General features: G+C 40.8%; 19 protein-coding genes and 1 CRISPR repeat array. Of the genes, 8 read left to right on the forward strand and 11 right to left on the reverse strand.

What is annotated here, in order from left to right:
- Positions 1-23: 23 nt before the first annotated feature.
- The gene (locus RM347_RS12630; RefSeq protein WP_322722480.1) at positions 24-1,712 is read right to left on the reverse strand and encodes a DUF262 domain-containing protein; all 1,689 of its coding nucleotides are present in this window, start codon (positions 1,710-1,712) and stop codon (positions 24-26) included.
- 185 nt (positions 1,713-1,897) lie between these two features.
- On the opposite strand from RM347_RS12630, the gene RM347_RS12635 reads away from it, so the two are divergent.
- The 3 genes from RM347_RS12635 (at position 1,898) to RM347_RS12645 (ending at position 5,521) form a co-directional block, all read left to right on the forward strand.
- A complete protein-coding gene (locus RM347_RS12635; protein WP_322722481.1) occupies positions 1,898-4,645 on the forward strand; it encodes a CHAT domain-containing tetratricopeptide repeat protein in 2,748 nt (915 codons plus the stop codon).
- A 200-nt stretch (positions 4,646-4,845) separates the two neighbouring features.
- Positions 4,846-5,025 carry a chlorophyll a/b-binding protein gene (locus RM347_RS12640; RefSeq protein ID WP_322722483.1) on the forward strand — a complete coding sequence of 60 codons (180 nt, stop codon included), beginning with the start codon at positions 4,846-4,848 and terminating at the stop codon, positions 5,023-5,025.
- Positions 5,026-5,197: 172 nt separating this feature from the next.
- Positions 5,198-5,521 carry a hypothetical protein gene (locus RM347_RS12645; RefSeq protein ID WP_322722484.1) on the forward strand — a complete coding sequence of 108 codons (324 nt, stop codon included), beginning with the start codon at positions 5,198-5,200 and terminating at the stop codon, positions 5,519-5,521.
- 363 nt (positions 5,522-5,884) lie between these two features.
- Positions 5,885-7,655: a CRISPR direct-repeat array (repeat unit 37 nt; unit sequence ATTGCAATCAACCAAAATCCCTATTAGGGATTGAAAC).
- Between the two features lie 94 nt (positions 7,656-7,749).
- On the opposite strand, the gene RM347_RS12650 is transcribed toward RM347_RS12645, so the two are convergent.
- The 4 genes from RM347_RS12650 to RM347_RS12665 form a co-directional block, all read right to left on the reverse strand.
- Positions 7,750-8,967, reverse strand: a complete 1,218-nt coding sequence (locus RM347_RS12650; protein WP_322722485.1) for a glutathione S-transferase family protein — start codon at positions 8,965-8,967, stop codon at positions 7,750-7,752.
- A gap of 32 nt (positions 8,968-8,999) precedes the next feature.
- Positions 9,000-10,088 carry an ABC transporter substrate-binding protein gene (locus tag RM347_RS12655; RefSeq protein WP_322722487.1) on the reverse strand — a complete coding sequence of 363 codons (1,089 nt, stop codon included), beginning with the start codon at positions 10,086-10,088 and terminating at the stop codon, positions 9,000-9,002.
- A gap of 476 nt (positions 10,089-10,564) precedes the next feature.
- Complete coding sequence (chrA, locus tag RM347_RS12660) at positions 10,565-11,782, reverse strand: chromate efflux transporter (protein ID WP_322722489.1); 1,218 nt, start codon at positions 11,780-11,782, stop codon at positions 10,565-10,567.
- 80 nt (positions 11,783-11,862) lie between these two features.
- Entirely contained in the window at positions 11,863-12,312 is a 450-nt protein-coding gene (locus RM347_RS12665; RefSeq protein ID WP_322722490.1) for a beta-lactamase hydrolase domain-containing protein, read from the reverse strand.
- A gap of 166 nt (positions 12,313-12,478) precedes the next feature.
- Here RM347_RS12665 and RM347_RS12670 point away from each other — a divergent pair, with 166 nt between their 5' ends.
- Complete coding sequence (locus RM347_RS12670) at positions 12,479-13,210, forward strand: hypothetical protein (protein WP_322722491.1); 732 nt, start codon at positions 12,479-12,481, stop codon at positions 13,208-13,210.
- Positions 13,211-13,306: 96 nt separating this feature from the next.
- On the forward strand, positions 13,307-14,419 hold the full coding sequence (locus RM347_RS12675) for an LLM class flavin-dependent oxidoreductase (protein ID WP_322722493.1): 1,113 nt from the start codon (positions 13,307-13,309) through the stop codon (positions 14,417-14,419).
- On the opposite strand, the gene RM347_RS12680 is transcribed toward RM347_RS12675, so the two are convergent.
- Positions 14,388-15,776: an amidase gene (locus RM347_RS12680; RefSeq protein ID WP_322722494.1), complete on the reverse strand. Its 1,389-nt coding sequence runs from the start codon at positions 15,774-15,776 to the stop codon at positions 14,388-14,390. The genes RM347_RS12675 and RM347_RS12680 overlap by 32 nt on opposite strands.
- Before the next feature lie 284 nt (positions 15,777-16,060).
- Positions 16,061-17,539: a CoA-acylating methylmalonate-semialdehyde dehydrogenase gene (locus RM347_RS12685; protein WP_322722496.1), complete on the reverse strand. Its 1,479-nt coding sequence runs from the start codon at positions 17,537-17,539 to the stop codon at positions 16,061-16,063.
- 108 nt (positions 17,540-17,647) lie between these two features.
- Between RM347_RS12685 and RM347_RS12690 the strand changes: the two genes are divergently transcribed.
- Positions 17,648-19,402: an asparagine synthetase B family protein gene (locus tag RM347_RS12690; RefSeq protein ID WP_322722497.1), complete on the forward strand. Its 1,755-nt coding sequence runs from the start codon at positions 17,648-17,650 to the stop codon at positions 19,400-19,402.
- A 339-nt stretch (positions 19,403-19,741) separates the two neighbouring features.
- Positions 19,742-20,398 carry a pentapeptide repeat-containing protein gene (locus tag RM347_RS12695; RefSeq protein ID WP_322722499.1) on the forward strand — a complete coding sequence of 219 codons (657 nt, stop codon included), beginning with the start codon at positions 19,742-19,744 and terminating at the stop codon, positions 20,396-20,398.
- Positions 20,399-20,492: 94 nt separating this feature from the next.
- On the opposite strand, the gene RM347_RS12700 is transcribed toward RM347_RS12695, so the two are convergent.
- On the reverse strand, positions 20,493-20,627 hold the full coding sequence (locus RM347_RS12700) for a cyanobactin biosynthesis PatC/TenC/TruC family protein (protein ID WP_322722512.1): 135 nt from the start codon (positions 20,625-20,627) through the stop codon (positions 20,493-20,495).
- 441 nt (positions 20,628-21,068) lie between these two features.
- Between RM347_RS12700 and RM347_RS12705 the strand changes: the two genes are divergently transcribed.
- On the forward strand, positions 21,069-21,464 hold the full coding sequence (locus RM347_RS12705) for a hypothetical protein (RefSeq protein ID WP_322722501.1): 396 nt from the start codon (positions 21,069-21,071) through the stop codon (positions 21,462-21,464).
- A 275-nt stretch (positions 21,465-21,739) separates the two neighbouring features.
- Here the strand turns inward: RM347_RS12705 and RM347_RS12710 are convergent, their stop codons facing one another.
- The 3 genes from RM347_RS12710 to fraC all read right to left on the reverse strand — a co-directional run bounded on the left by RM347_RS12710 (position 21,740) and on the right by fraC (position 24,271).
- On the reverse strand, positions 21,740-22,519 hold the full coding sequence (locus tag RM347_RS12710) for an ABC transporter permease (RefSeq protein WP_322722503.1): 780 nt from the start codon (positions 22,517-22,519) through the stop codon (positions 21,740-21,742).
- Positions 22,520-22,655: 136 nt separating this feature from the next.
- Positions 22,656-23,663, reverse strand: a complete 1,008-nt coding sequence (gene fraD, locus RM347_RS12715) for a septal junction protein FraD (protein WP_322722504.1) — start codon at positions 23,661-23,663, stop codon at positions 22,656-22,658.
- A 68-nt stretch (positions 23,664-23,731) separates the two neighbouring features.
- A complete protein-coding gene (fraC, locus tag RM347_RS12720; RefSeq protein WP_322722505.1) occupies positions 23,732-24,271 on the reverse strand; it encodes a filament integrity protein FraC in 540 nt (179 codons plus the stop codon).
- Positions 24,272-24,277: the final 6 nt, after the last annotated feature.

Consider the following 24,277-nt stretch of genomic DNA (forward strand, 5'->3'; position numbering starts at 1 on the left):
ATTTATAACATTAGCGATCGCACTTACAGCCGCCATATTTTTCTCAGACTTTGCAAACAATCTTCTTGTCGCTGCTCAATAACTGCTGGAGTCCATTCAGATTGTTGTAAAACTTTGGTTGTCAGAACAAAAGGCACGATACTTGTATTGCTAACAAAATACTTCTTTTTCTTTTTATCAAAATCGTAGTTTTGCGCTTCAGCATTCTTCTTTCGAGAGAGCAACGCTAAATTACCTATGCGATGCACATACTGAATACGCTCTTCATCATTCGGAAACCATTCAAGCCATATACTTCCTTTACTTGGATTTTGAGGAAGAACATGCTCAACTGTAATAACTGGATAGTCATAAGTCGCTTCCCCTTGTGAAAGTGCAGAGTCAAGGCGCAGAAGAACATATTGTCTAATTCTCTTGATTAGATATAAATCTCCATCAAGTGTTTTAATGATTCGACTTATTTCTTCAGGAGTTAGTTGTAAGGGTGACTCAAATGCGTAGAGATCAATATCTCCTTCAATAGCGGTAAGAAGTTTTCCATATCGTCGTATACGATCATTGATATCTGCCCGCAAAATCATTAAACCTGCTGCTAATCTCTCCAGCTCAGTAAAAAAAGGCTTTAATTTATCAGGAGCGTGGCTATTTTTAGAAAAATAGAGAATTGCTGGTGGAATCCAATCAACGTTGTCTATTTGATTCAACCATCGAAGGAAATAATTAACAATTTTTGTATCTTTATCGCTGTAGTAGTTTGCTTTTTTGATAATTTCTAAAGCATCAGAATAGGGCTTTAGTAAATCATTAATAAATTTTTGTGGTTCTTTGTTTGTCTTGGGCAATATATGTTTGCGAAACTCATTAAGGGCTGTCTCACTCGGTTTTGCCTTACGGTCAATCATACGGATATGAGCAAATAGTTCTTGAAACGTCTCTCGACCTAAATCTTCTTCTTCGGTTTCCCAGATTCTTGTATATTTATCCTGTTGAGATTTCTCAATTGCTCCAATAACCTCTGATTTAAGAAAATCACTAAGCGAAAGGTCTAGACCACGCGCATTGAGAATAGAAAATATGCGATAAGCTGAGTCAAGATCCGGTGTGGAAACAACTACTAAGAAACAGCACGTCATTAAATAATGAATAAAATGACTTCGTTCTTGCTCAGAAAGTTGACTTAATCTATCAAGGAAATAACGGGCATTAATTTGAATGTTTCTTTGGCTATCTGTTAATTGTGAAGTATCAAGCTTTAAAAGTTCGTCTAGTTTATTCTCGTCTTGTATATAGTGGCGGAAAAAATCTTCATCTCGTTCTCGTAGCTTGAGGCGATAACAATCATCTGTTCCTTCAAACTCATCGCCTTCTTGATAAATATATTTTGTAATTTTTGATGCATTGTTTTGACTGGATAAACACCGTAAAACAGCTAGAAGAATTGTGAGCGTTGTCAAACGCTGTTGCCCATCCACTACATCTGCTTTAGAAGCATCTTCACTCTTAATCAGAACTATACTTCCTAAAAAATAAGGGTTGGCATCAGTTACAGCATCTGAACCATCCCCTAAAAAAGATAACAAATCAGTTAACAAGTCACTTGCTTGGTCTTTTGTCCACGCATAAGGACGCTGATAAGCCGGTATGGAAAATGCGAAGTCGTTACTAAAAACCCTGAATAGTGCTTTCTCTGTGGCGTGAATGGCTACTGGCATAAAATTTCAAGTACTACCTGAGTATAATGTGATGCTACATTCCCTAATCAGACGCAGTTTAACTCACTCATTACTGCGATCGCCAGACTGAATTAACTCAAGTTATATACAATGAGCGAACCTACGGTTTTTTACTTACTTTTGGGAATTCTAAAACTAATAAGCTATAGAAACCGCAGATGTATATGACTAAATTTAAGATATGTGACTCAAGACAATGGCAATTTCTGCCCTTCGTAACAGGTCGCGCTATTATTCTTTTTACCAGCATTTTATTATTTTCAGAATCAAATGTGGCAACTGCAAGGCAGTATCCGGCAAACATTGCACAGATGACGCAGACAAATGATCCAACTGTTGCTGCGGCCGAACTTGCATATAAACAGGGAAAGCAACTATATGAGCAAGGAACAGCAGAATCTTTCTTACAAGCGATCGCAAAATTTGAAGAAGCACTTTCACTATATCGTCAAGTGAGCGATCGCTCCGGTGGGCAAAGCCTGCGATCGTTAGAAGCTGACACCCTCGTTTATATTGGCAAAATCTACTCAAATTTAGGAGAAAAGCAGAAGGCACTGGATTATTACAAGCAATCCCTACCTCTATCTGAACAAGTGGGGGATAAACAAGCCCAAGGTACTACCTTGAATAACATTGGCAAAATCTACTCAGAGTTAGCAGAAAAGCAAAAAGCGCTCGATTACTACAACCAATCGCTATCTTTAAGGCGACAAGTGGGAGACAAAAATGGGGAAGCTATTAGCCTCAATAATATCGGCTCCGTCTACCATTTCCTGGGAGAAAAGCAAAAGGCGCTCGATTACTACAACCAATCCCTGTTACTGAAGCGACAGGTAGGAAACAAGGCAGGGATAGCGACTACCCTGAACAACATTGGCAAAGTCTACTTAGACTTAGGAGAAAAGCAAAAGGCACTCTCATACTTTAGTCAAGCCCTGTCTTTATACCAACAGGCTAAAGACGCAGAGAAAGAAGGGATACCAACTGCTCTGAGCAATATTGGCACAGTTTATTTAGAGTTAGCAGAACAGCAAAAAGCGCTCTCGTACTTCAACCAAGCTCTGGTTTTATACCGACAGGCGGGAGACAAAGGAGGGATAGCAACTGCTCTAAACAATATTGGCAAAGCTTACTCAAATTTAAGAGAACACCAAAAGGCGCTAGATTATTACAGCCAATCCTTAACTCTATACCAACAGACGGGGAACAAGGCAAGGGAAGCTCGTACACTCTATAACATCGCTTCTGTTCAACACGACGGAGGCAATTTTCTGGCCGCCCTGACTCAGATAGAGAGAGTCATCAAAATTGTTGAAGATTTACGTAACAAAATTAGCTCTCAGGAACTCCGCACTTCCTATTTTGCCACAGTGCAGAATTATTATGAGTTATACATCGATTTGCTGATGCAGTTACACAAACAACAACCATCACAAGGATATGATGGTCTGGCACTGCAAACCAGCGAACGCGCCCGCGCCCGCAGCCTTTTGGAATTGCTGACAGAAGCTAATGCTGATATTCGCCAAGGTGTGGAACCAAAGTTACTCTCTCAAGAACGCGACTTACAGCAACAACTTGATACTTTAGAAAAACGCCGGATACAAATATTAGGTGGTAACCATACCGAAGCGCAGGCACAAGCTTTAGAAAAAGAAAATGAGGCACTTCTAGAACAGTATAAGCAAGTCCAGGCACAAATCCGTGCTACCAGTCCGCGTTATGCGGCACTAACTCAACCCCAGCCTCTTTCACTCCCGCAAATTCAACAGCAAGTACTTGATGACAACACCCTGCTTTTAGAATATTCTCTGGGGGAAAAACGCAGTTATGTTTGGGCAGTTACCAATAAAAGTATCACCAGTTATGAACTACCTAAGCGTGCAGACATTGAAGCTACCGTCCAAAAATTTCGTCAAGAAATCACTACTCCGTATCTCAGAAATAGCCCATCTATAGATGTTCTATCTCAACAAATACTTGCACCAGTCGCCCAGCAATTGGAAAAGAAACGCTTAGTGGTTGTCAGCGATGGCGCTTTGCAGTATGTACCATTTGCTGCTCTAACAACAGGTAGCATTATCAACTATGAACCATTACTACTCAACCACGAAATCGTTACTCTACCCTCAGCGTCTACATTAGCTATCCTCAGAAGCGAACACAAAGAACGCAAATCTCCTCCTAAGACGTTAGTTGTGTTGGCAGATCCGATTTTTAGTAGTAATGATGAGCGTCTTGGAGGTAAAGTACAAGTATCTCACCCACCTGTGCCAGAAAGCAATTTAGACAACCTTGCTTTAACCAGATCCGCCCAAGACTCAGATATTAGCTTTGAGCGTCTGCGTTTTACACGCCAAGAAGCCGAGCAAATTCTTGCTCTTGTCCCTGTTAGCGATCGCAAGCAAGCTTTTGATTTTACCGCTAGTCGTACCACTGCTAACAGCGAAAATTTAAATCAATATCAGATTATCCATTTTGCTACTCATGGCATTCTCAACAGCAAGCATCCAGAATTATCAGGAGTGGTGTTATCGCTATTTGACGAGAAGGGAATGCCACAAAATGGCTTTTTGCGCTTACACGATATTTTCAACCTCAATCTGCAAGCAGAACTAGTAGTACTCAGCGCCTGTCAAACCGGGCTGGGAGAAGAAGTTAAGGGAGAAGGATTAGTAGGGTTAACCAGAGGGTTTATGTATGCAGGCAGTCCGCGAGTTGTGGTGAGTCTGTGGAGTGTAGACGATCGGGCAACATCCGAACTCATGAAGGTATTTTACAAAAAGATGCTGCAAGAAGGATTAAAGCCAGCAGCAGCATTGCGGACAGCCCAGATAGAAATATGGCGCACTCAAAAATATGCTGCACCTTATTATTGGGCAGCTTTTACTCTACAAGGCGAATGGAAATGAAGAGGCAAGGGAGCAGGGAGCAGGGAGCAGGGGGAAAAGGAGAAAACTCTTCCCTTGCCCCCGCCCCAATTCCTCTTCGTTGAGCAGATTTTTCTTCAGATTTTCTTTATTCACTCAATGTTGCATTTTTTTAAACATCTGTTACATTACTTTACAGACAGTTACAACTGCTACAACACTTGAACTTTGGAGTTTTACTCATGACAGGTTTTAAGAATCCTGCGCCTACTGTTTCAGAAGATCCTAATGCTGTGCGTTTTGGCTTCACTCCTCAAAGTGAAAATTGGAACGGTCGTCTTGCAATGATTGGTTTTGTATCTGCAATTTTGATTGAAGCTTTTTCTGGTCAAGGCTTACTCCATTTCTGGGGTATCCTCTAAATTGATGCTAGGAGGGGCGTACAGCTGTGCGCCCCTTAACTTTCAGTCCACCAAGTAATTCGTTTCTAACCTATGGCGGTTGTTGGGATTGGTGCAAAATATCAGATTTTTCCGGTTGAGCCAAAATATAAGTGAATAATTACTTTACATTGAATATGTATAGCTAAAACTCATGGAAATACCCCAACGCGTATCAGTCCGCTACAAAGACGCGTCCTTCAACAGTAATGAAATCCGTTTGAGAACTTTTCGGCTTGGGTTACAAATATGGGAAGAACAAACCAAACCTAGAAAAACAGAGCTTTATCAGTTTATATCGTCTTGCTTGAAGCAAGTTGACCGCCAAGATCGTTTTATGTTTTCTCTGCTGTTCATAGAATTAACAGACCTCATACGCAATTCTCCGCTGGAAAGGGGAACGAAAGAGGTTCTGATTAAAACAGCTTTTAGAGAATTTGCTTGTGCGATAACAGACTTTGAAGACGTTGCCAAGTAATTGGTTATGGGTTGCTGGTACTGCGTAGGCATAGCCCAACCCAGCCATCGCCCTTAAGTCAGCGAAACTAATAAAGTAGGATATCTATAAGTAAGCACGCTTTCTAATCAGATTAGTTTAGTTTTTTTTTGCTGAATGCGCCGATCGGTAGGTGTACAAAACGAGAAGGGGCAAAAAAAGGCTGAACTTTAATCTATACAAGGCTTTGGGGGCAATATTACTCTTTAACGATCGGCGCACCTTACAGGGACTAGTTTTCAGCCATTTGCATCTGGTGTTACTGCCATATACTGTGTTATGATTCAGTGGTTGACGCAACTGCACCTTGAAAACCAAATACTACAACGGTTTGAGACACCAGCCATTGCAATCAACCAAAATCCCTATTAGGGATTGAAACCTCTGAATCATTACCAAGAAAACTCTCTACATCAATCAAATTGCAATCAACCAAAATCCCTATTAGGGATTGAAACTAATACCGATACACGCACCAAGAAGACCAGTAAGGATTGCAATCAACCAAAATCCCTATTAGGGATTGAAACTAAACCACTGAGTTTTAGCGCAGCACCTTTTCAATAGATCGATTGCAATCAACCAAAATCCCTATTAGGGATTGAAACCATAACGTTCCCCATACCAAATGTTATGGATTCAATTGCAATCAACCAAAATCCCTATTAGGGATTGAAACAGGCATTGGAATTGATGCTTGATTTCTTGGTTTGATTGCAATCAACCAAAATCCCTATTAGGGATTGAAACTTGGCGCTGTGCAAGGTTGGCTTAAAGGAAAAGTCCCATTGCAATCAACCAAAATCCCTATTAGGGATTGAAACGAATAATGCACCGAGATTTTCAAGGAATTCTTCTAATTGCAATCAACCAAAATCCCTATTAGGGATTGAAACCCTTTCTGTGCCTAACACTAAAAAGTAGCACTCCAGAATTGCAATCAACCAAAATCCCTATTAGGGATTGAAACGCAACATTGACCATGCAAGCCATAGCCGTTTTTAATATTGCAATCAACCAAAATCCCTATTAGGGATTGAAACTATTTGGAATTTCAACTGGAACGCTACTGACAAAATTGCAATCAACCAAAATCCCTATTAGGGATTGAAACAAGATCCAAGATTTCGTTAAAGTTATAAACTGAGTATTGCAATCAACCAAAATCCCTATTAGGGATTGAAACTAGCTCTGCTGCTACCCATTCTCGTAATGTATTCAAAAATTGCAATCAACCAAAATCCCTATTAGGGATTGAAACTACGGACTTGTGGATGGAAACGGGAAGATTCCCATTGCAATCAACCAAAATCCCTATTAGGGATTGAAACTCACGTATAGAGGTATAGCGATCGCAGTCACTGATCGCATTGCAATCAACCAAAATCCCTATTAGGGATTGAAACCCAAAAGTATTATCTAAAAATTCTTCATTTGCACATTGCAATCAACCAAAATCCCTATTAGGGATTGAAACATTGCGTAGCGGTTATAGCAATAATGGGGTGACAAATTGCAATCAACCAAAATCCCTATTAGGGATTGAAACTAGGAGCGTTGTCGGTTTAAATCTCACGGACATTGCAATCAACCAAAATCCCTATTAGGGATTGAAACCGACTCTTGCCATTAGTCGCCGCCGCCTCTCCTAAATTGCAATCAACCAAAATCCCTATTAGGGATTGAAACAAAACACCACAGAAATTCATTATCTACACTCACTGATTGCAATCAACCAAAATCCCTATTAGGGATTGAAACGGAAAGTTTCAAGGCGATTGGTTACCAGATTTCAATTGCAATCAACCAAAATCCCTATTAGGGATTGAAACTTGCTACCTTGAGCTACGATATCTACCAATCCTCCAATTGCAATCAACCAAAATCCCTATTAGGGATTGAAACCTTCGTAATCGGGGCATTTCTGCTAATAGTAAATTGCAATCGACCAAAATCCCTATTAGGGATTGAAACAAGACCCGGCATCCCCGGTGCTCAAGGTATACCAGGATTGCAATCAACCAAAATCCCTATTAGGGATTGAAACACTTTTGTACTTGTGATTGGATTGCATCAAGAATTGCAATCAACCAAAATCCCTATTAGGGATTGAAACCGCAAGATAAATTGGTGAGAAAAGCAGGTGGTAGCTAAAAATTGTCCAGACTACCACCATGCGAAATAGAATCTTAACCTGTCAGTAGCGATCGCTAATAGAGAGATGCCAACACCTTATCTGCTGCTGCCCTGAATGCAGTTGCTGCACCGGCGCTCATGTCCCGTGGTGCACAGATGCGATTTCTCACATAGGCGAGTGTGATGGCTCCAACCGCAGACACAATCGGATCGGCATTGTCTTTGCCGCCCACGCGCCCCCACGGTAATGCTGCACCATTGCCATTGATGAGATAGTCAGCCAGCAATCTGAGGTGAAAATCAACCGCTTCTTTAACGGCTGTTGTGTCGCCATTAACTGCCAATGCTTGTACCCCGGAGTTTTTCAGGATGTCTCCTAAAGCAACTTCTCGGTTATCAGTCAATCTCTCAGCCGCTTCTGCCCGAAATTGGATTTCTTGACTAGTTGCTGGGTCTGGGGGCAAGGGATTGCCGATTGGTGTCACGCCCCATCGCCGACGCAAGAGTAAATTGTTTGTTGTATCATCCGATTTGACGCGGTGATAGGCGGGACGCTGTTTGAGTGCTTCAAACCAAGCGTTGATGCGAGGATACCGGGGATTTCCCTTGAGGTGATATCCCCGATAAACGGGTAAGTTAGCCGCCAAGCGGTCTAAATGAGGGCTATAGGTAATATCTACCACGCCAAAGGTTGACAAAAAGTAGGGGCCAGGATACTTTCCAAGAAGTTGCTCTAGTTCGTCTAATTTCGCTTCAAAAGCTGCCTGTAAGCTTGCTAATTCATTAGGATCTTCAGGCGCTTGTCTGAGAAATTTGTAGGCAATATCTCTGACACCATTGGTTTCAGCATCCTCAAGCCACTGCCTAGCAACGGCGTTTTCCTCTGGGTCTTCAGGAAGTAAAGTTGGGCCAAATTGTTCTTCCAATGCTAACAGAATATCTTTGGATTCATAGACTAACTTTCCCTCAATTTTCGCTGCGGGGACAAGGGTTGTGGGAACTAAATCGGTATACCATTTAGGCTTGTTAGTTAAGTCGATAAACTCTGTAGCAAAGGGAATTTCTTTTTCTTCCAGAGCAAACCAAACCCGTTCGCAAAATGGACACCAAGAGTTGGTATCGCGGTATAGCAGTACTGGCGGTTCTGTATCTGGCGGCAGTTTATGAAGACTGCTAGGGATGGGAGCAGTGGAAGGGGATTGACCCGGTCTACGTACCCGTCGAGCCGGGGTATTTTTTTGGGCAATTTCTAACAGTTGTTCCCAATTAGATACTGTGTCTTGAATTGACATATTTCACCTTAGTTTAAGTTAACTTTTTTCTACTATTTGCACTTATTAATCGCATTAGTAAAGCTTCCATCCCATAATGGTTTCACGTCAACCTTCGTTGGGATGACGCCTGCACGATAAAATGTGTCAGCTACATCTTGCTGGGAAGCGATCGCTTGTTGGGAAATTGGCAGCACTTGCGATCGCCTTTGTTTTAAACCCTCTTTGGCATCTTTGAGGACAAAGGTTTCATCAACTCCAATTGCTTTTGCATAGTTTTTTGACCACGCTTCTATATTCGATGCTTGCCAATCTTGCGATTTCTGGATGCGGCAAAGGAAGTCTGCGATCGCAGCTTTTTTATTGGGGTCTGCGATCGCACTCGGCGCTGCGACAATCGTAAAATTGCCTGAGAGAATGTTTTTCGCTGATTTGAGTACTTTAGCTCCGTCTTTCTGGGCTTGCTGGATTGCGTAACCATAGGTAGCCCAAGCATCTAGGTCACCTCTTCTGAATGCAGAGAGTCCATCTGGAATAGTTAGCGGCACGGCATTCACATCTTTGAGCGTTAATCCCTCTTGTGCCAACATCTTAATCAGGAAGTAATGAGCTGTGGTCGCTTTGACATAGCCGATTTTCTTACCTTTGAGGTCAGTAAACTTTTTTGCCTTGGAGTTTTTTGGCACGAGTACAACTTGACCCACAGTCGGGCCCTTGACGGAAGCAATGATTTTCACCGCCGCTTGCGATTGAACCGCAAAAATGGGTGGAATCTCGCTAGCACTACCGATGTCAATAGCGTTGGCGTTGATTGCCTGTACGATAAAGTTTCCCCCAGTAAATTCTGTGAACTCAGTTTTGTAGGGAAATTTATTTTGCCCAGCTAACTTGAGTTGCAAATCCCAACCGCCTTTGTACTTAGAAGCCCGTAGGGTTACGTTTGATAAATTGGCGGCAATCGGGTAAGCGGCTGTAGCATTTTCGGAGTTGCTGGTAGTAGTGGCGATCGCTAAACTCAAAAAAGCACCTAGTGTAAACATTGCCGAAATACTTCGGCATAAACCTTTCTGGTTTTGCCCTACATACTCTTGCTCTTTAGATCGACCCCAAACTGGGATGAGACGAAATGGCTGGAACTTCATAGATAAGTTTCTGACTCTTGAGGATAGTAATTTAGATGGTGGAATGGAGATAAAAATTGGCACGAAAAATTTATCCGTTGCCGTTTAGAAATTAAATCTAAAATATGCACAGATATAGATAACGATGTGTGCTACAACACAAATTAGCAAACTTTTATAGATAGCAGCCCTTAAGCTATAGACTGGTATGTTTATAGCTTTTAAACAGATAAAAAGCTTAATTACTGAACTGTTATTGCAAACTCCGGTAAGTTTACGCTTTTACCGGAGTTAATGGTGATTATCACATGAAAATAGTTTGAAAGCAAGATTTAATATATCTATTTTTTGACTTGTTTAAGTCTTCAAAATCAAAAAAATCTCTATAAATTCGAGTCAGAGAGAGGATACAAAGCTTAAGTCAAATAAATACACCTAAAATAAGATGTATTTAAAATCAAGCTAATAAACGCTAGTAATTTACAATACTTGCAATTTCATCGAGTGTAGCCCAAGAGTGAAGCACCCCATCCAATGAAAGCGCTACCAAAGACTAGCCATGCAGCATTGATGCGGAAATGAATAGCTAAAATAGCTGAGACGATCGCGATCGCACAGCCGAGAAAATCTACAAATGGGGCTTGTGGTAAAGTTAAAGTCGCTGCCCCCAGTTGCAGGGTGGTAACAACCATTAGCGCTACAGCACTAACATTCACAGCATCCAAAAATGCTCTTGTCCAAGAAGAGGCCTGTAAGCGCGGGATTAGGGGATTTAGGGCAGCAACGAAAACAAAAGAAGGTAGAAAAATTCCGATTGTGGCAACAATTGCGCCAGGTATGCCGGCAATGATATAACCAATAAACGTAGCAGTGGACAGTACTGGCCCAGGAGTAAATTGACCAATTGCGATCGCATCTAGTAACTGCTGTTGTGTCAGCCAGCCGTATTCTTCAACTAATCCTCCTTGGAGAAAAGCCACCAAAAGGTAGCCACCACCAAACAAGACACTCCCGACTTTGAGAAAAAACCAACCCAACTGCCATAAAGAAACGTTGATTGCAGAGACAGTAGCTACCGATGCAGCAATAGCCGCTGATGCCTTTAAAGTCGCACCTGTGCTGAGACTAGCAATTAGAAAGTTGGCTTTATCTCCTGGTTTAGCGTTTTTATCACCAGAATGTAACCAAAGCATACCCAGCAATCCCCCAATTAATAGGGCGATTACTTCATTTAATTTGAATAATAATGTCAGTAATGCCACAGCTAAAGCAATTACCAGCAATTGGCGAGTTTTCACAGCCTTTTTTGCCAAGCCCCAAAGGGCATTGATGATGATTGCTAAAACAGCCGGTTTAATGCCATAAAGTAAGGGAGCGACTTGTGGTAGAGTGCCGTAGGCAACATAAACCCAAGCAAACCCACCAGTAATGAGAACCGCAGGTAAGACAAAACAGACACCTGACACAATCAGTCCCAGCCATCCTGCATAGATGTATCCTATATGGATAGCCATTTCTGTGGAATTTGGGCCAGGAATTAGGTTAGTTGCGCCCAGCAAATCCAGAAAATGCTCCCTTGTCAACCACTGACGCCGCTTAACCACTTCATCTTCAATCATGGCGATATGGGCAACCGGGCCCCCAAAGCCGATGACGCCCAGTTTAAAAAAGAGGTTGGCGAGTTCGCCCAAACGACTTGGTGCTGAGTTAGTCACGTCGCTTCGCTCCGAATTCAAAATTTAAAATTAATAATCCCCATAAATTTAGTTACTCTGTCATAAGTTGCACAAAATCACTAACTATTTTCTGCTTGCTTGGCAATATACTTCTCAAGTAGAAATTGCTTGAGGTGCGGTTGTTCTAAGTTTAGACCCAGTTCTTGCGCTTTCTGACTAATTTTCTCGTATGTGAGACCTTCGCTAATTGCATTGGCAATCAAGGCGATACCACCAGCCCTTGCTCCAGCAGCACAGTGAATTAAAATTGGTTTGGGTAAGTTCTCAATCTCCTGGATTGCCAACTTTGTTAGCTCTTGATTTGGTTCTGAAGGCTTTAACGGAACATTGGCATATTGCAGTCCAACCGCTTCGGCTTGCTGCTGCTCGTCACTCACAAAACCTGCTTCATCAGGAGAACGCAGGTTCAGTACTGACTTAAATCCTTCTTGGGCTGCCTGTTTTAACTCCTCAGAAGTTAGTTGTCCAGCGGCGCTCAAGTCGTCACTAACTTTTTTAGTGTTACTCATAAAATACACTATTTAGATAGACTTAATGTAGTATATTAGCAATTCCCTTCAAAAATCTAGGGATTTCCTTAGTTGGTGTTCTGTAATAATTAGCTTATATCATTTGCCTACATGAGATAATTTCCTAATAATTGTCCGATATATAGGAAATTAGCTCAATATTTGTATGCAGAAAGTATCAAGCGATAGTGTGGAGTTACCAATTCATCTCCATGCTAAAACAATTGCTCGGCGTTTAATTGTCGCAGTTATGTGCCTCACCTTAGCAGGCGCTCTAAGTGCATATTTCTGGCTCTTAGAGTTTCCCTTCCCAGCTAGCAAATGGTTTTACGAACTATTTAGCCTAGATGGAGAATTGAATATTCCTGCTTGGTATTCTGCATTCTCTCTATTATTTTGTTCGGGATTACTTAAAGCAATTACCGCTATTAAGATAAAAGACCGCTATTTCCATTACTGGAAAACCTTATATTTTATATTTATATATTTGAGTTTGGATGAAGCATTTAGTTTTCACGAAATTTTGATTATTCCGTCAGTCCGAGAATCCCTTCATATTTATCCTCTATTTTTTCAAACCTGGGTTATCCCTGGTGCTGTTTTAGTGGGAATTTTTGCATTTAAATATCTACAGTTTTGGCTCAATCTCCCTCACAAAACTCGGTATTTATTTCTGATTGCCGCAGTTGTTTATGTTAGTGGAACCTTAGGTATGGAAATGGTGGGTGGACTTTTGAGAGTGGATTTTGGGCGACGCAGCCTAATAACGTTAACTGGCATAGTTGTTGAAGAGTTTTTAGAAATGACCGGAATTGTGATTTTTATTTATGCGCTGCTAGCTTACTTTAGCAGCTTAAGAAAAAGCCTTCAACTGAAAATCTATATATCTGAAAAATGAACTTTGGATAATCAGTAGTTTTTGCTCCTGCTGTATCAATATTATATTTGATGGCAATATACTGCATAATTGAATCGCAATCTAAAATTTGCATGAATGTTTGCAAAACAGAAACTGGAATTTAACTGGTGCGCTCCGGTATCTGGTGATGGCTTCTATTTGGGTTTGCCCGTTTGGGAACGTCCTCCCAGTCTTGAGTATACTGTTGAAATTTTTAAAAAAGCAGAACAATTTGGGTTCCGGCAAGTTCTAATTGGTATGGGTTTCAACCACCACGTTATGGAGGCTTGGACTTTAGCAACAGCAGTTTTAGCGCTTACCATTAGTGCTGGGGCAATGGTAGCTGTGCGTCCAGGTTTCTATTCGGCCCCAATATTAGCAAAAATGGCTGTTACCTTAGATCGCATCAGTAAAGGTCGCTTTTCACTTAACATTGTCACAGGTGGACGACCAGCTGAACAAGCGATGTATGGTGATTATTTAGATCATGATAGCCGCTATCGTCGCACCCGTGAATTTATGCAAATTTGTCGGCAGTTATGGTCAACAACTAATCCTTTTGACTATGAGGGAGAATTTTATCAACTCCATCAAACTCGGTTAGAAACTTTACCTCTGCAACCGTCTGGGCCGCTATTTTATTTTGGTGGTGCGAGTGAAATGGCTCAACAAGTAGGTGCAGAATTTGCAGATGTTTATCTGATGTGGGGGGAAGCACAACAACAACTTGCTGACCGAATCAACCAGATGCAGCAATTAGTCACTAATTGCGGACGGAGAAATGAGGTGCGTTATGGATTGAGGATTAATATTATCGCTCGGCCAACTGAAATGCAAGCCAGGGAAACAGCAAGAGAAATGCTGGCAAAAGTTTCTCCCAAAGTATTAGCTAAAGCACGAGCCACCGAATTTCCCAATACCAAGCGGGAAAGTGTCGGTCAAAGCCGACAGTGGGAGTTACGAGGAAATGCTGATGAAGATTGGTATGTTGAACCACTGCTTTGGGCTGGTATTTCTGTGGTGCGGAGTGGTGCGGGAATGTCAATTGTTGGTAGTTACCAACAAGTAGCGGAGCGTCTTTTACAATACATAGACTTGGGAATCACAGTTTTTATTTTATCTGGGTATCCGCATTTAGAAGAGTGCGAAAATGTGGGGCGAAATGTTTTACCGTTAGTTAGAGAAGGCTACCTTCAGAGAAAGTACTAGCAAGCTGGAAGGCAAAGGCAACTCTCAAAATCAAAGCTTCGGTATAGGAATTACCAACAAGTTGCAATCCTATAGGTAAACCTTGACTGCTTCGCCCACAAGGCAGCGATATTGCAGGTAAACCCAGAAAACTGAAAGGTAACATAAATTGCCAATTTAATTGATAAGTTTTAGCCTCGGTGTCAATGAGAGGTGCAACTATTGGTGTTGTGGGTGTTACCAGAATATCCACTTGCTGAAACAGTTTTTGCCGTTGCAGAAAGCATTTTTCCCATTTATCCTTTGCTTTTTTGTAACTGTGATGAGGAATTTTTACTCCTCTGGATAAGTCGTTTTGTACCTTAGCTCCAAATATATTGGGGTTTGTAGCGTATTCTGCTTGCAAAACTTGATGGAATTCATAAAGAGCAATGGTGGAGTAAGTCGCTTTGTCAAATTCCTCTACTAAAAATGAAGAATTGATGGTGAGAATTTCCGCCCCTAGTTGTTTCAATATGGATATGGCGTTATAAATTGCCTTTGCAACTTCTGGTTCAATTCCACGAAATGTATAGTTACTAATTATGCCCAACTTTAAACCGTTGATATTGCTTGGTAGAGGATACAGTTGTTTTAAATTTGTGGACATCGGGAAAAGTACAGCATCAAGTAAAATGGCAATATCTTCTACACAATTTGTCAAAAACCCAACTGTATCAAAACTAGGAGTGCGGGGAAAAATACCTTCATTGTTAAGTAGTCCGTGAGTTGGGCGCAGTCCCACCACTCCTGACCAACTGGCGGGAACTCGAATTGAACCACCAGTATCGGTGCCAATTCCAGCTAAACAAAGATGAGCTGCAATAGCGGTTGCGCTTCCGCTAGAAGAACCTCCCGATGAGTGGTTGTGGTTCCAGACGTTGCAGGTATGTCCATAAAAAAGATTGTTTCCAGAAAGGTCAGCCGCAAACTCGCTTAAATTTGTCTTACCTAAAATTACCGCACCTGCTGCCTTTAGCTTTTGGACAATTACACTATCAGATAATGGGATGCGTTCGCGCCAGCGCTGACTTGTCAGTTCGCAAAAAAGTTGTGAGCCAACTGTAGTTTTTCCTTCTGCTGTATCAATATTATCTTTTATAGCAATAGGAATTCCGTGCATTAATCCTCGTTCTTGACCGTTGCTTCGCTCAACATCTAGTTGAGTAGCAGCTTCTAGCGCTTGTTGCTCTAGAACGGTAATAAAGGCATTGAGTGTAGGATTGAACTTTTGGATACCTTCGAGATAATGTTTGACTAACGTCCTAGAAGTCAACAAGCCACTTTGCATTTGCTGACTTGCTTGTGCGATCGTTTTAGGGATAGAATCTGCTTCCATGTTGGAAAAAGCTATGAGAGTGGAATGGCACTAAGAAAAGCCGAAACCTTGTGGTTTAAGCAGTTTGTAATTGTTTTCGTAATTCATGCCAGGATTTGGTCAATACCGCCATAATTGTTGAGCGCATTCTGTAGCCGATTGACTTACAAAGAAAGGCAGAGGGCAGAAGGCAGTCCCGATGAAAAAATTTCACCGCCATGCATCAAAATGCTCGGTCGAAATGTCAACCCCTGTGTCAAGGCTGGGAATAGTAAGGTTAAGTAGATTACGATCGCACGCTTGGCTTAAAATTGACGCGACCATTCATTTGGCCAACGTTCAATAATAACTTTGGTTTGGGTGAAAAACTCGACTGCGTGATGGCTTTGCCCATGCAAATCACCAAAAAAGCTGTCTTTCCAACCGCTAAAGGGAAAAAATGCCATTGGGGCAGCAACGCCAATATTAATGCCGATATTACCAGCTTCGGCTTCATAACGAAACTTTCTAGCGGCTGCACCGTTACTGGTAAATAAACAAGCCATGTTGCCATATTGACCACTATTGACCAAAGCAATGGCCTCGTCAATATTATCTACATTTATTAAGCTCAAGACTGGGCCAAAAATTTCTGTGCGGGCAATTTCATCTGCTGGATTGACGTTTTCTAAAATTGTCGGACGGATAAAATTACCATGCTCGTAACCAGTAATCTGTGGATTTCGTCCATCAATCAACAGCTTTGCCCCTTGAGCAGCACCTTGTTGAATTAATCTTTCAATTCGCTCTTTACTCAAAGAGGTGATGACAGGGCCCATTTCTACACCCTCATCTAAACCATTACCCACTACCCGCTTTGTGGCCATTTCAGCCATTGCTTCTGTAAAAGTGTGCCTTGCTTCTCCGACTGTGACTGCAATTGAGGCCGCTAAACAGCGTTGTCCTGCACAGCCAAAAGCACTCTCAGCAGCAATCCGAGTTGTCATTTCTATGTCTGCATCTGGCAGGACAATAATCGGATTTTTTGCTCCTCCTTGACATTGAACTCGTTTGCCATTGGCTGCGGCTCGACTATATATATATTTAGCTACGTCCGTCGAGCCAACAAAGCTAATTGCTCGAATTTGTGGTTGTTCTAAAATTGCATCTACAACTTCTTTCGCACCGTTGACTAAATTGATTACTCCTTTAGGCAAGCCAGTTTTTTCTAACAATTGAAAGAGTTTTTGCATTGTCAATGGAACTTTCTCACTCGGCTTGACAATGTATGTATTACCGCAAGCGATCGCGTAAGGTAGAAACCAAAAAGGAATCATCCCAGGAAAATTAAAAGGACAAATTACTGCTGCGACTCCCAAAGGTTGGCGAATCATCATTTCATCAATGCCCCTAGCAACATCCTCTAGGTTAGTTCCCTGCATAATCATCGGAATGCCACAGGCAACTTCTACATTTTCTATAGCGCGACGTATCTCACCCTTTGACTCAGCCAAAGTCTTACCACATTCTAGAGTAATGGTACGTGCTAAATCCTCTAAATGTTCTTCGAGTAGATTCTTAAGTTTAAATAAATACTGCACTCGCTCGGTTGCTGGAGTCCGTCGCCAAGTCACAAAAGCCTCGGCAGCAGCAAGGGATGCTTGATTTACTTCAGATGCTGTTGATAAAGGCACATGAGCTAGTATCTCTGCTGTAGCTGGATTAAGTACATCTAAGTATTCTGTTGTACTAGATGTATACCACTGACCATTGATATAGTTGGGTAAGACAGGAATAGCATTCATAGGCATTTATGGAACTCCAGCTATCTGACTATATTGTATGCCCTCGATTAAAAAAAGAGAGGTTTGTGAAATGCCCTAAAATTACTGATTATGCGTTAAAAATTTACCATGTTATTTGATGCGTTTAAAAATCGTAAATCTCCTAAAATCGAATTTATCAAAACTGACCCAACCTGGCGCGTAGCGTGGGGAACAGTTGATGAAAATTATGAAGATATAGCTTGGCGAGATGAAAAAATTTCTGTAATTTTACCACGCACAGCTTCTGGATTTCTGACGGAAAAATTAGCAATCAGTTATAAAGGACGATTTGTTGTTATTGGTGATGTTTGGTTAACTAACCGAGTGCAATTGCTGCAAAAGTTGGGAATTGAACCGGATAGCTTTCAAGGAAGTTCTCTGCAACTAATTGCCAATCTTTGGGAACGATGGGGCAATGAATGTCTTAGCCAACTTGTGGGGATGTTTGCGCTAGTGGTTTGGGATAGAGAAAAACAGGTGTTGAGGTTAATTCGCGATCGCATCGGTGTTCGTACCCTCTATTACACTACCACTGGTTCGGTTCGTTGGATTGCGCCTCAACTGAGAACTTTATCACCCCATCGTTCATCCGATTTAGATTTGGTGGCGTTGCGAGATTATCTTTGTTGTGCCTTTGTTCCAGGCGAACGAACGCTTTGGGAACAAGTGCGAGAACTGCGACCTGGAACCGTTTTAGAATTTCCCGACCACAAAGTTGCAGCTTATTGGCAGCTTCAAGAACAGATTATAGCAATAGATCAACCCTTAACATGGCATGGCGATCGCTTGCGAGAACTCTTAGACCAAGTTGTTCAAGAATATTTACCACCAGCAAATGAACCCGTCGGCGTTTTTCTTTCTGGTGGTTTAGACTCTAGCGGTATCACTGCTTTAGTAGCAAAATTCCACAAAGCACCAGTCCATACCTTCTCGATTCATTTTGGTTCGGAATGTCCCAATGAGTTAGAATTTTCCAGTCTTGTTGCATCCCATTGTCAGACGCAGCACCACATTTTAGAAATTACTTTTAAGGATATGTGGTCACGCCTTCCGGAAACAATGGCCTATTTAGATGACCCCATTGGCGACCCACTAACTGTTCCCAACCTCTTGCTGGGACGACTAGCGAGAGAAAGTGTAGAAGTAGTTTTAAATGGTGAAGGTGGCGACCCCTGTTTTGGTGGGCCAAAAAATCAGCCAATGCTAATCAATAGTTTATATGGCTCTGTGACCAATCAGGATGCATTGCAAGCTTATTTAATTTCCTTTCAAAAGTGCGCTGTTGACTTACCGCAACTTTTAAAACCAGAAGTTTGGACAGCAGTACAAACCGCACCTTGGGTTTTTGAAGAAGATTTATATTCTCAAGCTAACTATCTGAATCGTTTGATGGCAATGAATATCAAATTTAAAGGCGCTGACCAAATTCTGACGAAAGTCAGTAACTTGACTCAAGCAGCCCTTTTGCATGGTCGTTCTCCCTTGTTTGACCAACGAGTAGTAGACTTAAGCATGGAAATCCCTCCAGAGTATAAGCTTTCTGGAGTGGAAGAAAAAGCGGTTTTAAAGCAGGCAATTGCAGATATTTTGCCAGACGCGATTATTCATCGTCCCAAAAGTGGCATGATGGTGCCAGTGCAGTTAGGATTCCGGAAATATTGGCAGCAAGAAGCCAGAGATTTATTGCTCAATCGGAATGCAGCTATCACTCCTTACTTGAACCAGTTACCAATTCGCAATTGGTTAAACTATCAAGGAGATACTTGGAGTCGTTATGGAGTGAAATTGTGGTTGCTTGCTAGTTTAGAAATTTGGTTACAAGTAAATCAAAAAGCGCACTAGTAAAAGCATTTTTTACTCAGCACAAGGCTAAACACCCTGCTACCACTAACAGCACTGTTTCGGTGAGGAGAAGTACTCAGTAGTGATTTACTTATGGGTATTGTTAATTTTGAATTCGTAGCAAGCAACGTGACTCTTGTTGTATGAATATTTCCTGACTTATGTCAGCATTTTTTGTTTTAAAATCTCCGAAAAAAGCCCATTTTCAGGTGATTGGCGATTTTTCGTGAATTTATTTTTGATTATTTACTCAGCTGATCTCCATTTGGGGTGTACTCTCAATATACGGTAACTATCACACTCGAACTTTAAGATAAATTACACTCAGAGGTGAATACCATGAAAAATTATGCTGAACAGCAGGAATTTATATTAAGTCAACTCACAAATAAATATTTTCAGCGCCGAGATTTCAGTGGATGTGACTTCAGTGGAATTGACCTGAAAGGAATTGATTTAAGTGGTATTAACTTAATTGGAGCGGATTTCCGTGGTGCAAATTTGTCTGGCTGTGTTCTGACTCGTGCCAATTTAAGTGGCGCAAATTTGATGCAAGCTAGCTTACGTGAAGCTAATTTGTATGAAGCATCTTTGTGTGAAGCCAATTTGAATAATGCTGATTTAACACGAGCAAATTTGTGCGGAACTTTCTTATGGCGGGTGAAATTCACAGCTAGTAATCTTTGGGGTGCTTCATTGTGTGATGTGGATTTGAGAGAAGCAGACTTAAGTGAAGCCACATTAATTGAAGCATCGCTGATTGAAGCTAACTTAAGTTTTGCAAATCTCGCAGGAGCAAAGCTATGTGGAGCAAAATTACTAGAAGCTAATTTAACTGAGGCTAACTTAACTGGTGCAGATTTGACATGGGCAAATTTAACCAAGGCAAACTTGAGTAAAGCAAACCTTTGGAAGACAAATCTGATTTATGCAAAGTTGCGGGATACTATCATGCCTGATGGCACAATTGAGCAACCTCAGATAGTTATTTATTAGTTAGAAGTAGCCTTGTAAAGAGATAATCTTTTAATTTGGTTCCCATGCTATGCATGGGAATACCTAGCTGACTTTTCACGTCATCTGCAAAAGCCTACAAAAAACTATTTCTTTTCTCCGCCCAAATCCGACCCCGACGGAAAGGCTTATCAGGCTCAGTTTGATGTGCTTTATCTTTAGCCATTTGCTCCCACCAAAATCCATAATGCTCAAGTCCAGTTGCGATCAGATCGCTCTGAACTTGATATTACCCATAGGGGAACAGCTATAATTACTGTTTAAGCCGTATTTGATACAACTTAAACAGTACTTATTAATGGTGAAGCTGTAGTTATAGACGCTCATTATCTAATAAGTAAACTTGAAGCCTTAGTTAATACAGCTTAAGCACTAGTTATAAATATTACTTATATGATAAGTAATCCTTAAGCTGTAGTTAACACAGCTTCTTTTGTAGTTATGAATGCTCAAGCTGTAGTTAACACAGCTTCTTCTGTAGTTATGAATGCTCAAACTGTAATTAAGATTAGATAAACACTTTAAATAAATTAAGAGAATTTACCAGTATCTATTTCATAAAATGTATAATTATTTTTGTGGATTTTGCTGAACCAGAATATATTTTTAATAGAGCATAGTAGCTGTATAAATGTTATAAGTAACTAAATTTATGTCTTTGAGAAAACGTACATCCCGCGTTCTAGAAAATGCTGAGTTAAGATTTGCTGGACTCAAAGCAATTGATGTCAATTTGGATCTTGGAGATACTTGTAATTTAAAAATCCTGACAGAACTAATTGAGCAATTACGCGGCAAGTTAGAAGCTCATAATACTGCTCTCAGCACGATTGACTCTTCCAAAGTAGAAATTGAAGAGTTAGAACAAACCTTGGGTACTTTCTCTGAAAAAATGCTCATGGGAATCGGCTTTAAATACGGCAAAGATAGCCGTGAATATGAGATGGCTGGTGGAGTTCGCAAAAGTGAACGTATCCGTAAAAGCAGAGCGACTCGCTTGAAAACCATTGCACAAAAAGCATCTAGCCAAGGCGCTCAACCCTTGTAGATGTGTAAGCAATACAGTTCGGATAAGCAGGAGAAGCAGGCGGACTAGAGGAGACAAGGGGACGGGTGCATCCCAGTTTTTATTTTTTGATGAAATAATAAAATTTAACATGTCATTGCAAGGAACGAAGCAATCGCAATGGCTGGGATTGCTTCGTTCCTCGCAATGACGGAAGATTGTTAGATTTTGCAAAAGTGGGATGTTCCCCAAGGGGACAAGGTGACAAAAAACTTACAACAAGTCTTTCGCCTTGTCCCCTTCCCCATGCCCGATGCTTAAAATTCGCGTTTTGAAAAGATAAAAATAGCGATCGCTAACAACATGGCACTATAAAGTAAGCCATAACCAGCATTCATAATCAGTCCAGTGGTGTCAGGTAGTGCTTGCAAACCATAAACGGCATCATTTTTCAAATTTAATCGAGATAAATCTGGCAAGATGAGAAACAAACCTTGAGTTAGACGTTCCATACCAGGGTTGCGGCTAAGACGCCCAAGTTGTACTAAATCTTGAGTAATATTTCCGATTAAATATACTGCAAAGGTTAAAACAGTCGCTAACAGAGAAGCAGTAAAAACACCGAAGCTAATAGCCACAGCAGTGATTAATGACAACTGCAAAAATAAGAAAATTGCAGCAATTAGAATACTCGCCGTAGGATGAGGAATATTACCAATTTGCAGAAATACCAGATAAATTGCTGTCATCGTGGCGACAAGTACAGCTAATACTGCGGATAAACCCAAGTATTTGCCGACGATAATTTCGCTGCGGCTGACAGGTTTAGCAATTAGCACCAAGATAGTGCGTTTTTCAATTTCTTTATTAACCAGTCCCGTACCAACAAATATCGTAATAATTAACCCGATGGCATTCATTGCTGCCATCCCAAAGTCTAAAAATATTTTGTTTTCAGTCGTAGCTGCAAATTCAGGAAGGACGCGGAAGGCGATGGCGAGTATTAGCGCATAAAAACCAATAATATATAGGATGCGATCGCGTACCACTTCCTGAAATACATTTTTTGCCAATACAAAAATTCTGTTAATAGTCATTTGTCATTTGTCATTGGTCATTTGTCATTTGTCATTGGGAAGGGTGCAGAGGAGAGGAATTTTCACCCTGCTCCCGTTCGGCTACGCTCAGGACAAGCTCACGGCAAACCTGCTCCCTGCTCCCTGCCCCCCACCTTCACTGCTGCGGAGGCGGTGAGCCAGCAATAAATTTACTGGCGCGATCGCATTCAATTTCTGCAACTGTAATCTTATTGCCTGAATTATTAGCTGCTGCAACTGGTTCAATTCGACAAGATTTCTTCAAATAATATCCTCGTGGGTTAGAACTCGGGCCTATCCAAATACTTAATAAATCTAATATATATCCAGACTTAGTATTAGCTACACGTGGTTCAATGCGCCATAGCTCCTTCTCTTCATATTTAGCCAGGTTCTTTTGAATTACTTCCCTACCAAGAGTTCCAACCCTCTGTTTCGCATCTAGCAACCATTTTTCCACTTCCGACCAAGGTGTTTCAGCTATTTGTTCTTCTACTATTGGTTGAAGTTTTTCTAGAATTATAACGCCGTTTCGTGGAATTTTTACTCGTTCTTCTGTTCTGACAACAAAGGTACTACCTTTGAAAGTATCTGCCTGCAAACTGGGATATTGTTGAAACCAATTATCCATCACAAAGTAAAACTGAATCCAGCAACTTAGCAGCATACTACTAGCAACTAAAATTATGATTCTTTGGCGGTCTTCTGGTTTAGGAATGCGAGCTTTTGCGTCGGTGTCATTTCCTTCAATAAACTCTGGTATTGCCGTAATTAGTGCTGAAATTGTCGGCCAAAAAACTATTGTTCTTGGTGTAATTACGTCCTGTTGATTTCCAAATGCAAAAACACTCACTAAGAATCCAGTGATCACTGCCCCGACTGGCATAAAAGTACCAGGAACTCTTAAAGGATCTTCAGTTGTATACCAAGATGTACCGGCAATTAAAAATAACCAACCGAAAAAGGCAATTACATCTTTGATATAACCTATGGCAAAATATGAAAGCACCCAAGAAAAAACACTCAGATAAATAAATGTCTGCCAAGAATAAGCTTTAGGTGGAACTAATATTTTTCTAATTCTTGCATAAATCCCTTCAGCAAATTTAAAAATCCCAAATACATCTTTAAGTAGCGTATTCATTTTCCTCCCTACACCTAATTCATTAATTAATCACTAATTCTTCTCGGAATTAAACAAGTAATTTTTTACTATTTTGACCTAAATAGTAAAATAATTGTTATCGCAGTATAGCTCAGACAATTTGCTATTAATATAGTAGTAACTAAATTAGTATTTTGGAATTTAATACTGCTAAAACGACGCCATCGCTGCCGTTGAGATGTTTGAGGATCCTCTTCTTTTTTAGCAAATGATTCATTTAGTGATATTAGCAAACCCCTTAAAATTAAAAATTTTATCAAAAAAGTAGCAAAGAAAATTATACAAGCAGTTAAAATAATTAAAGTTTGTGTATTTGACGATTTAAAATTATTAAAAAACATATAGTTAATTAATTCCGATTTAATCTGTATCGACAAAAAGGGTTCTGATACAAAAAATATGAACCAACCAATTACACTAGAAAAGAGATTGATAGAAATAGCATAGAAAGTACTGGTTTTCTTATCGAATTTTAGTCGAGAGTGCAAAACGTATGCTTCGATAGGGATGGCAATCAGTACAAACAAAAAGTCAAACAGAATTCCACCAATGGGAAAAATCCTGGGAAGCATCCAACTTTCAGGCATAAATGG

The sequence above is a fragment of the Nostoc sp. ChiQUE02 genome, from assembly GCF_034531305.2.
In the GTDB taxonomy this organism is placed as follows: Bacteria; Cyanobacteriota; Cyanobacteriia; order Cyanobacteriales; family Nostocaceae; genus Nostoc.

What these genes read in the sequence shown, in the direction of transcription:
- RM347_RS12675 (WP_322722493.1), top strand. Translation starts at nt 13,307, where the DNA reads ATGTTTGCAAAACAGAAACTGGAATTTAACTGGTGCGCTCCGGTATCT.
- RM347_RS12650 (WP_322722485.1), bottom strand. Translation starts at nt 8,967, where the DNA reads ATGTCAATTCAAGACACAGTATCTAATTGGGAACAACTGTTAGAAATT.
- RM347_RS12690 (WP_322722497.1), top strand. Translation starts at nt 17,648, where the DNA reads ATGTTATTTGATGCGTTTAAAAATCGTAAATCTCCTAAAATCGAATTT.
- RM347_RS12645 (WP_322722484.1), top strand. Translation starts at nt 5,198, where the DNA reads ATGGAAATACCCCAACGCGTATCAGTCCGCTACAAAGACGCGTCCTTC.
- RM347_RS12635 (WP_322722481.1), top strand. Translation starts at nt 1,898, where the DNA reads ATGACTAAATTTAAGATATGTGACTCAAGACAATGGCAATTTCTGCCC.
- RM347_RS12630 (WP_322722480.1), bottom strand. Translation starts at nt 1,712, where the DNA reads ATGCCAGTAGCCATTCACGCCACAGAGAAAGCACTATTCAGGGTTTTT.
- fraD (WP_322722504.1), bottom strand. Translation starts at nt 23,663, where the DNA reads ATGAATACGCTACTTAAAGATGTATTTGGGATTTTTAAATTTGCTGAA.
- RM347_RS12670 (WP_322722491.1), top strand. Translation starts at nt 12,479, where the DNA reads ATGCAGAAAGTATCAAGCGATAGTGTGGAGTTACCAATTCATCTCCAT.
- RM347_RS12655 (WP_322722487.1), bottom strand. Translation starts at nt 10,088, where the DNA reads ATGAAGTTCCAGCCATTTCGTCTCATCCCAGTTTGGGGTCGATCTAAA.
- RM347_RS12705 (WP_322722501.1), top strand. Translation starts at nt 21,069, where the DNA reads ATGTCTTTGAGAAAACGTACATCCCGCGTTCTAGAAAATGCTGAGTTA.
- RM347_RS12695 (WP_322722499.1), top strand. Translation starts at nt 19,742, where the DNA reads ATGAAAAATTATGCTGAACAGCAGGAATTTATATTAAGTCAACTCACA.
- RM347_RS12710 (WP_322722503.1), bottom strand. Translation starts at nt 22,519, where the DNA reads ATGACTATTAACAGAATTTTTGTATTGGCAAAAAATGTATTTCAGGAA.
- fraC (WP_322722505.1), bottom strand. Translation starts at nt 24,271, where the DNA reads ATGCCTGAAAGTTGGATGCTTCCCAGGATTTTTCCCATTGGTGGAATT.
- RM347_RS12665 (WP_322722490.1), bottom strand. Translation starts at nt 12,312, where the DNA reads ATGAGTAACACTAAAAAAGTTAGTGACGACTTGAGCGCCGCTGGACAA.
- RM347_RS12640 (WP_322722483.1), top strand. Translation starts at nt 4,846, where the DNA reads ATGACAGGTTTTAAGAATCCTGCGCCTACTGTTTCAGAAGATCCTAAT.
- RM347_RS12680 (WP_322722494.1), bottom strand. Translation starts at nt 15,776, where the DNA reads ATGGAAGCAGATTCTATCCCTAAAACGATCGCACAAGCAAGTCAGCAA.
- RM347_RS12685 (WP_322722496.1), bottom strand. Translation starts at nt 17,539, where the DNA reads ATGAATGCTATTCCTGTCTTACCCAACTATATCAATGGTCAGTGGTAT.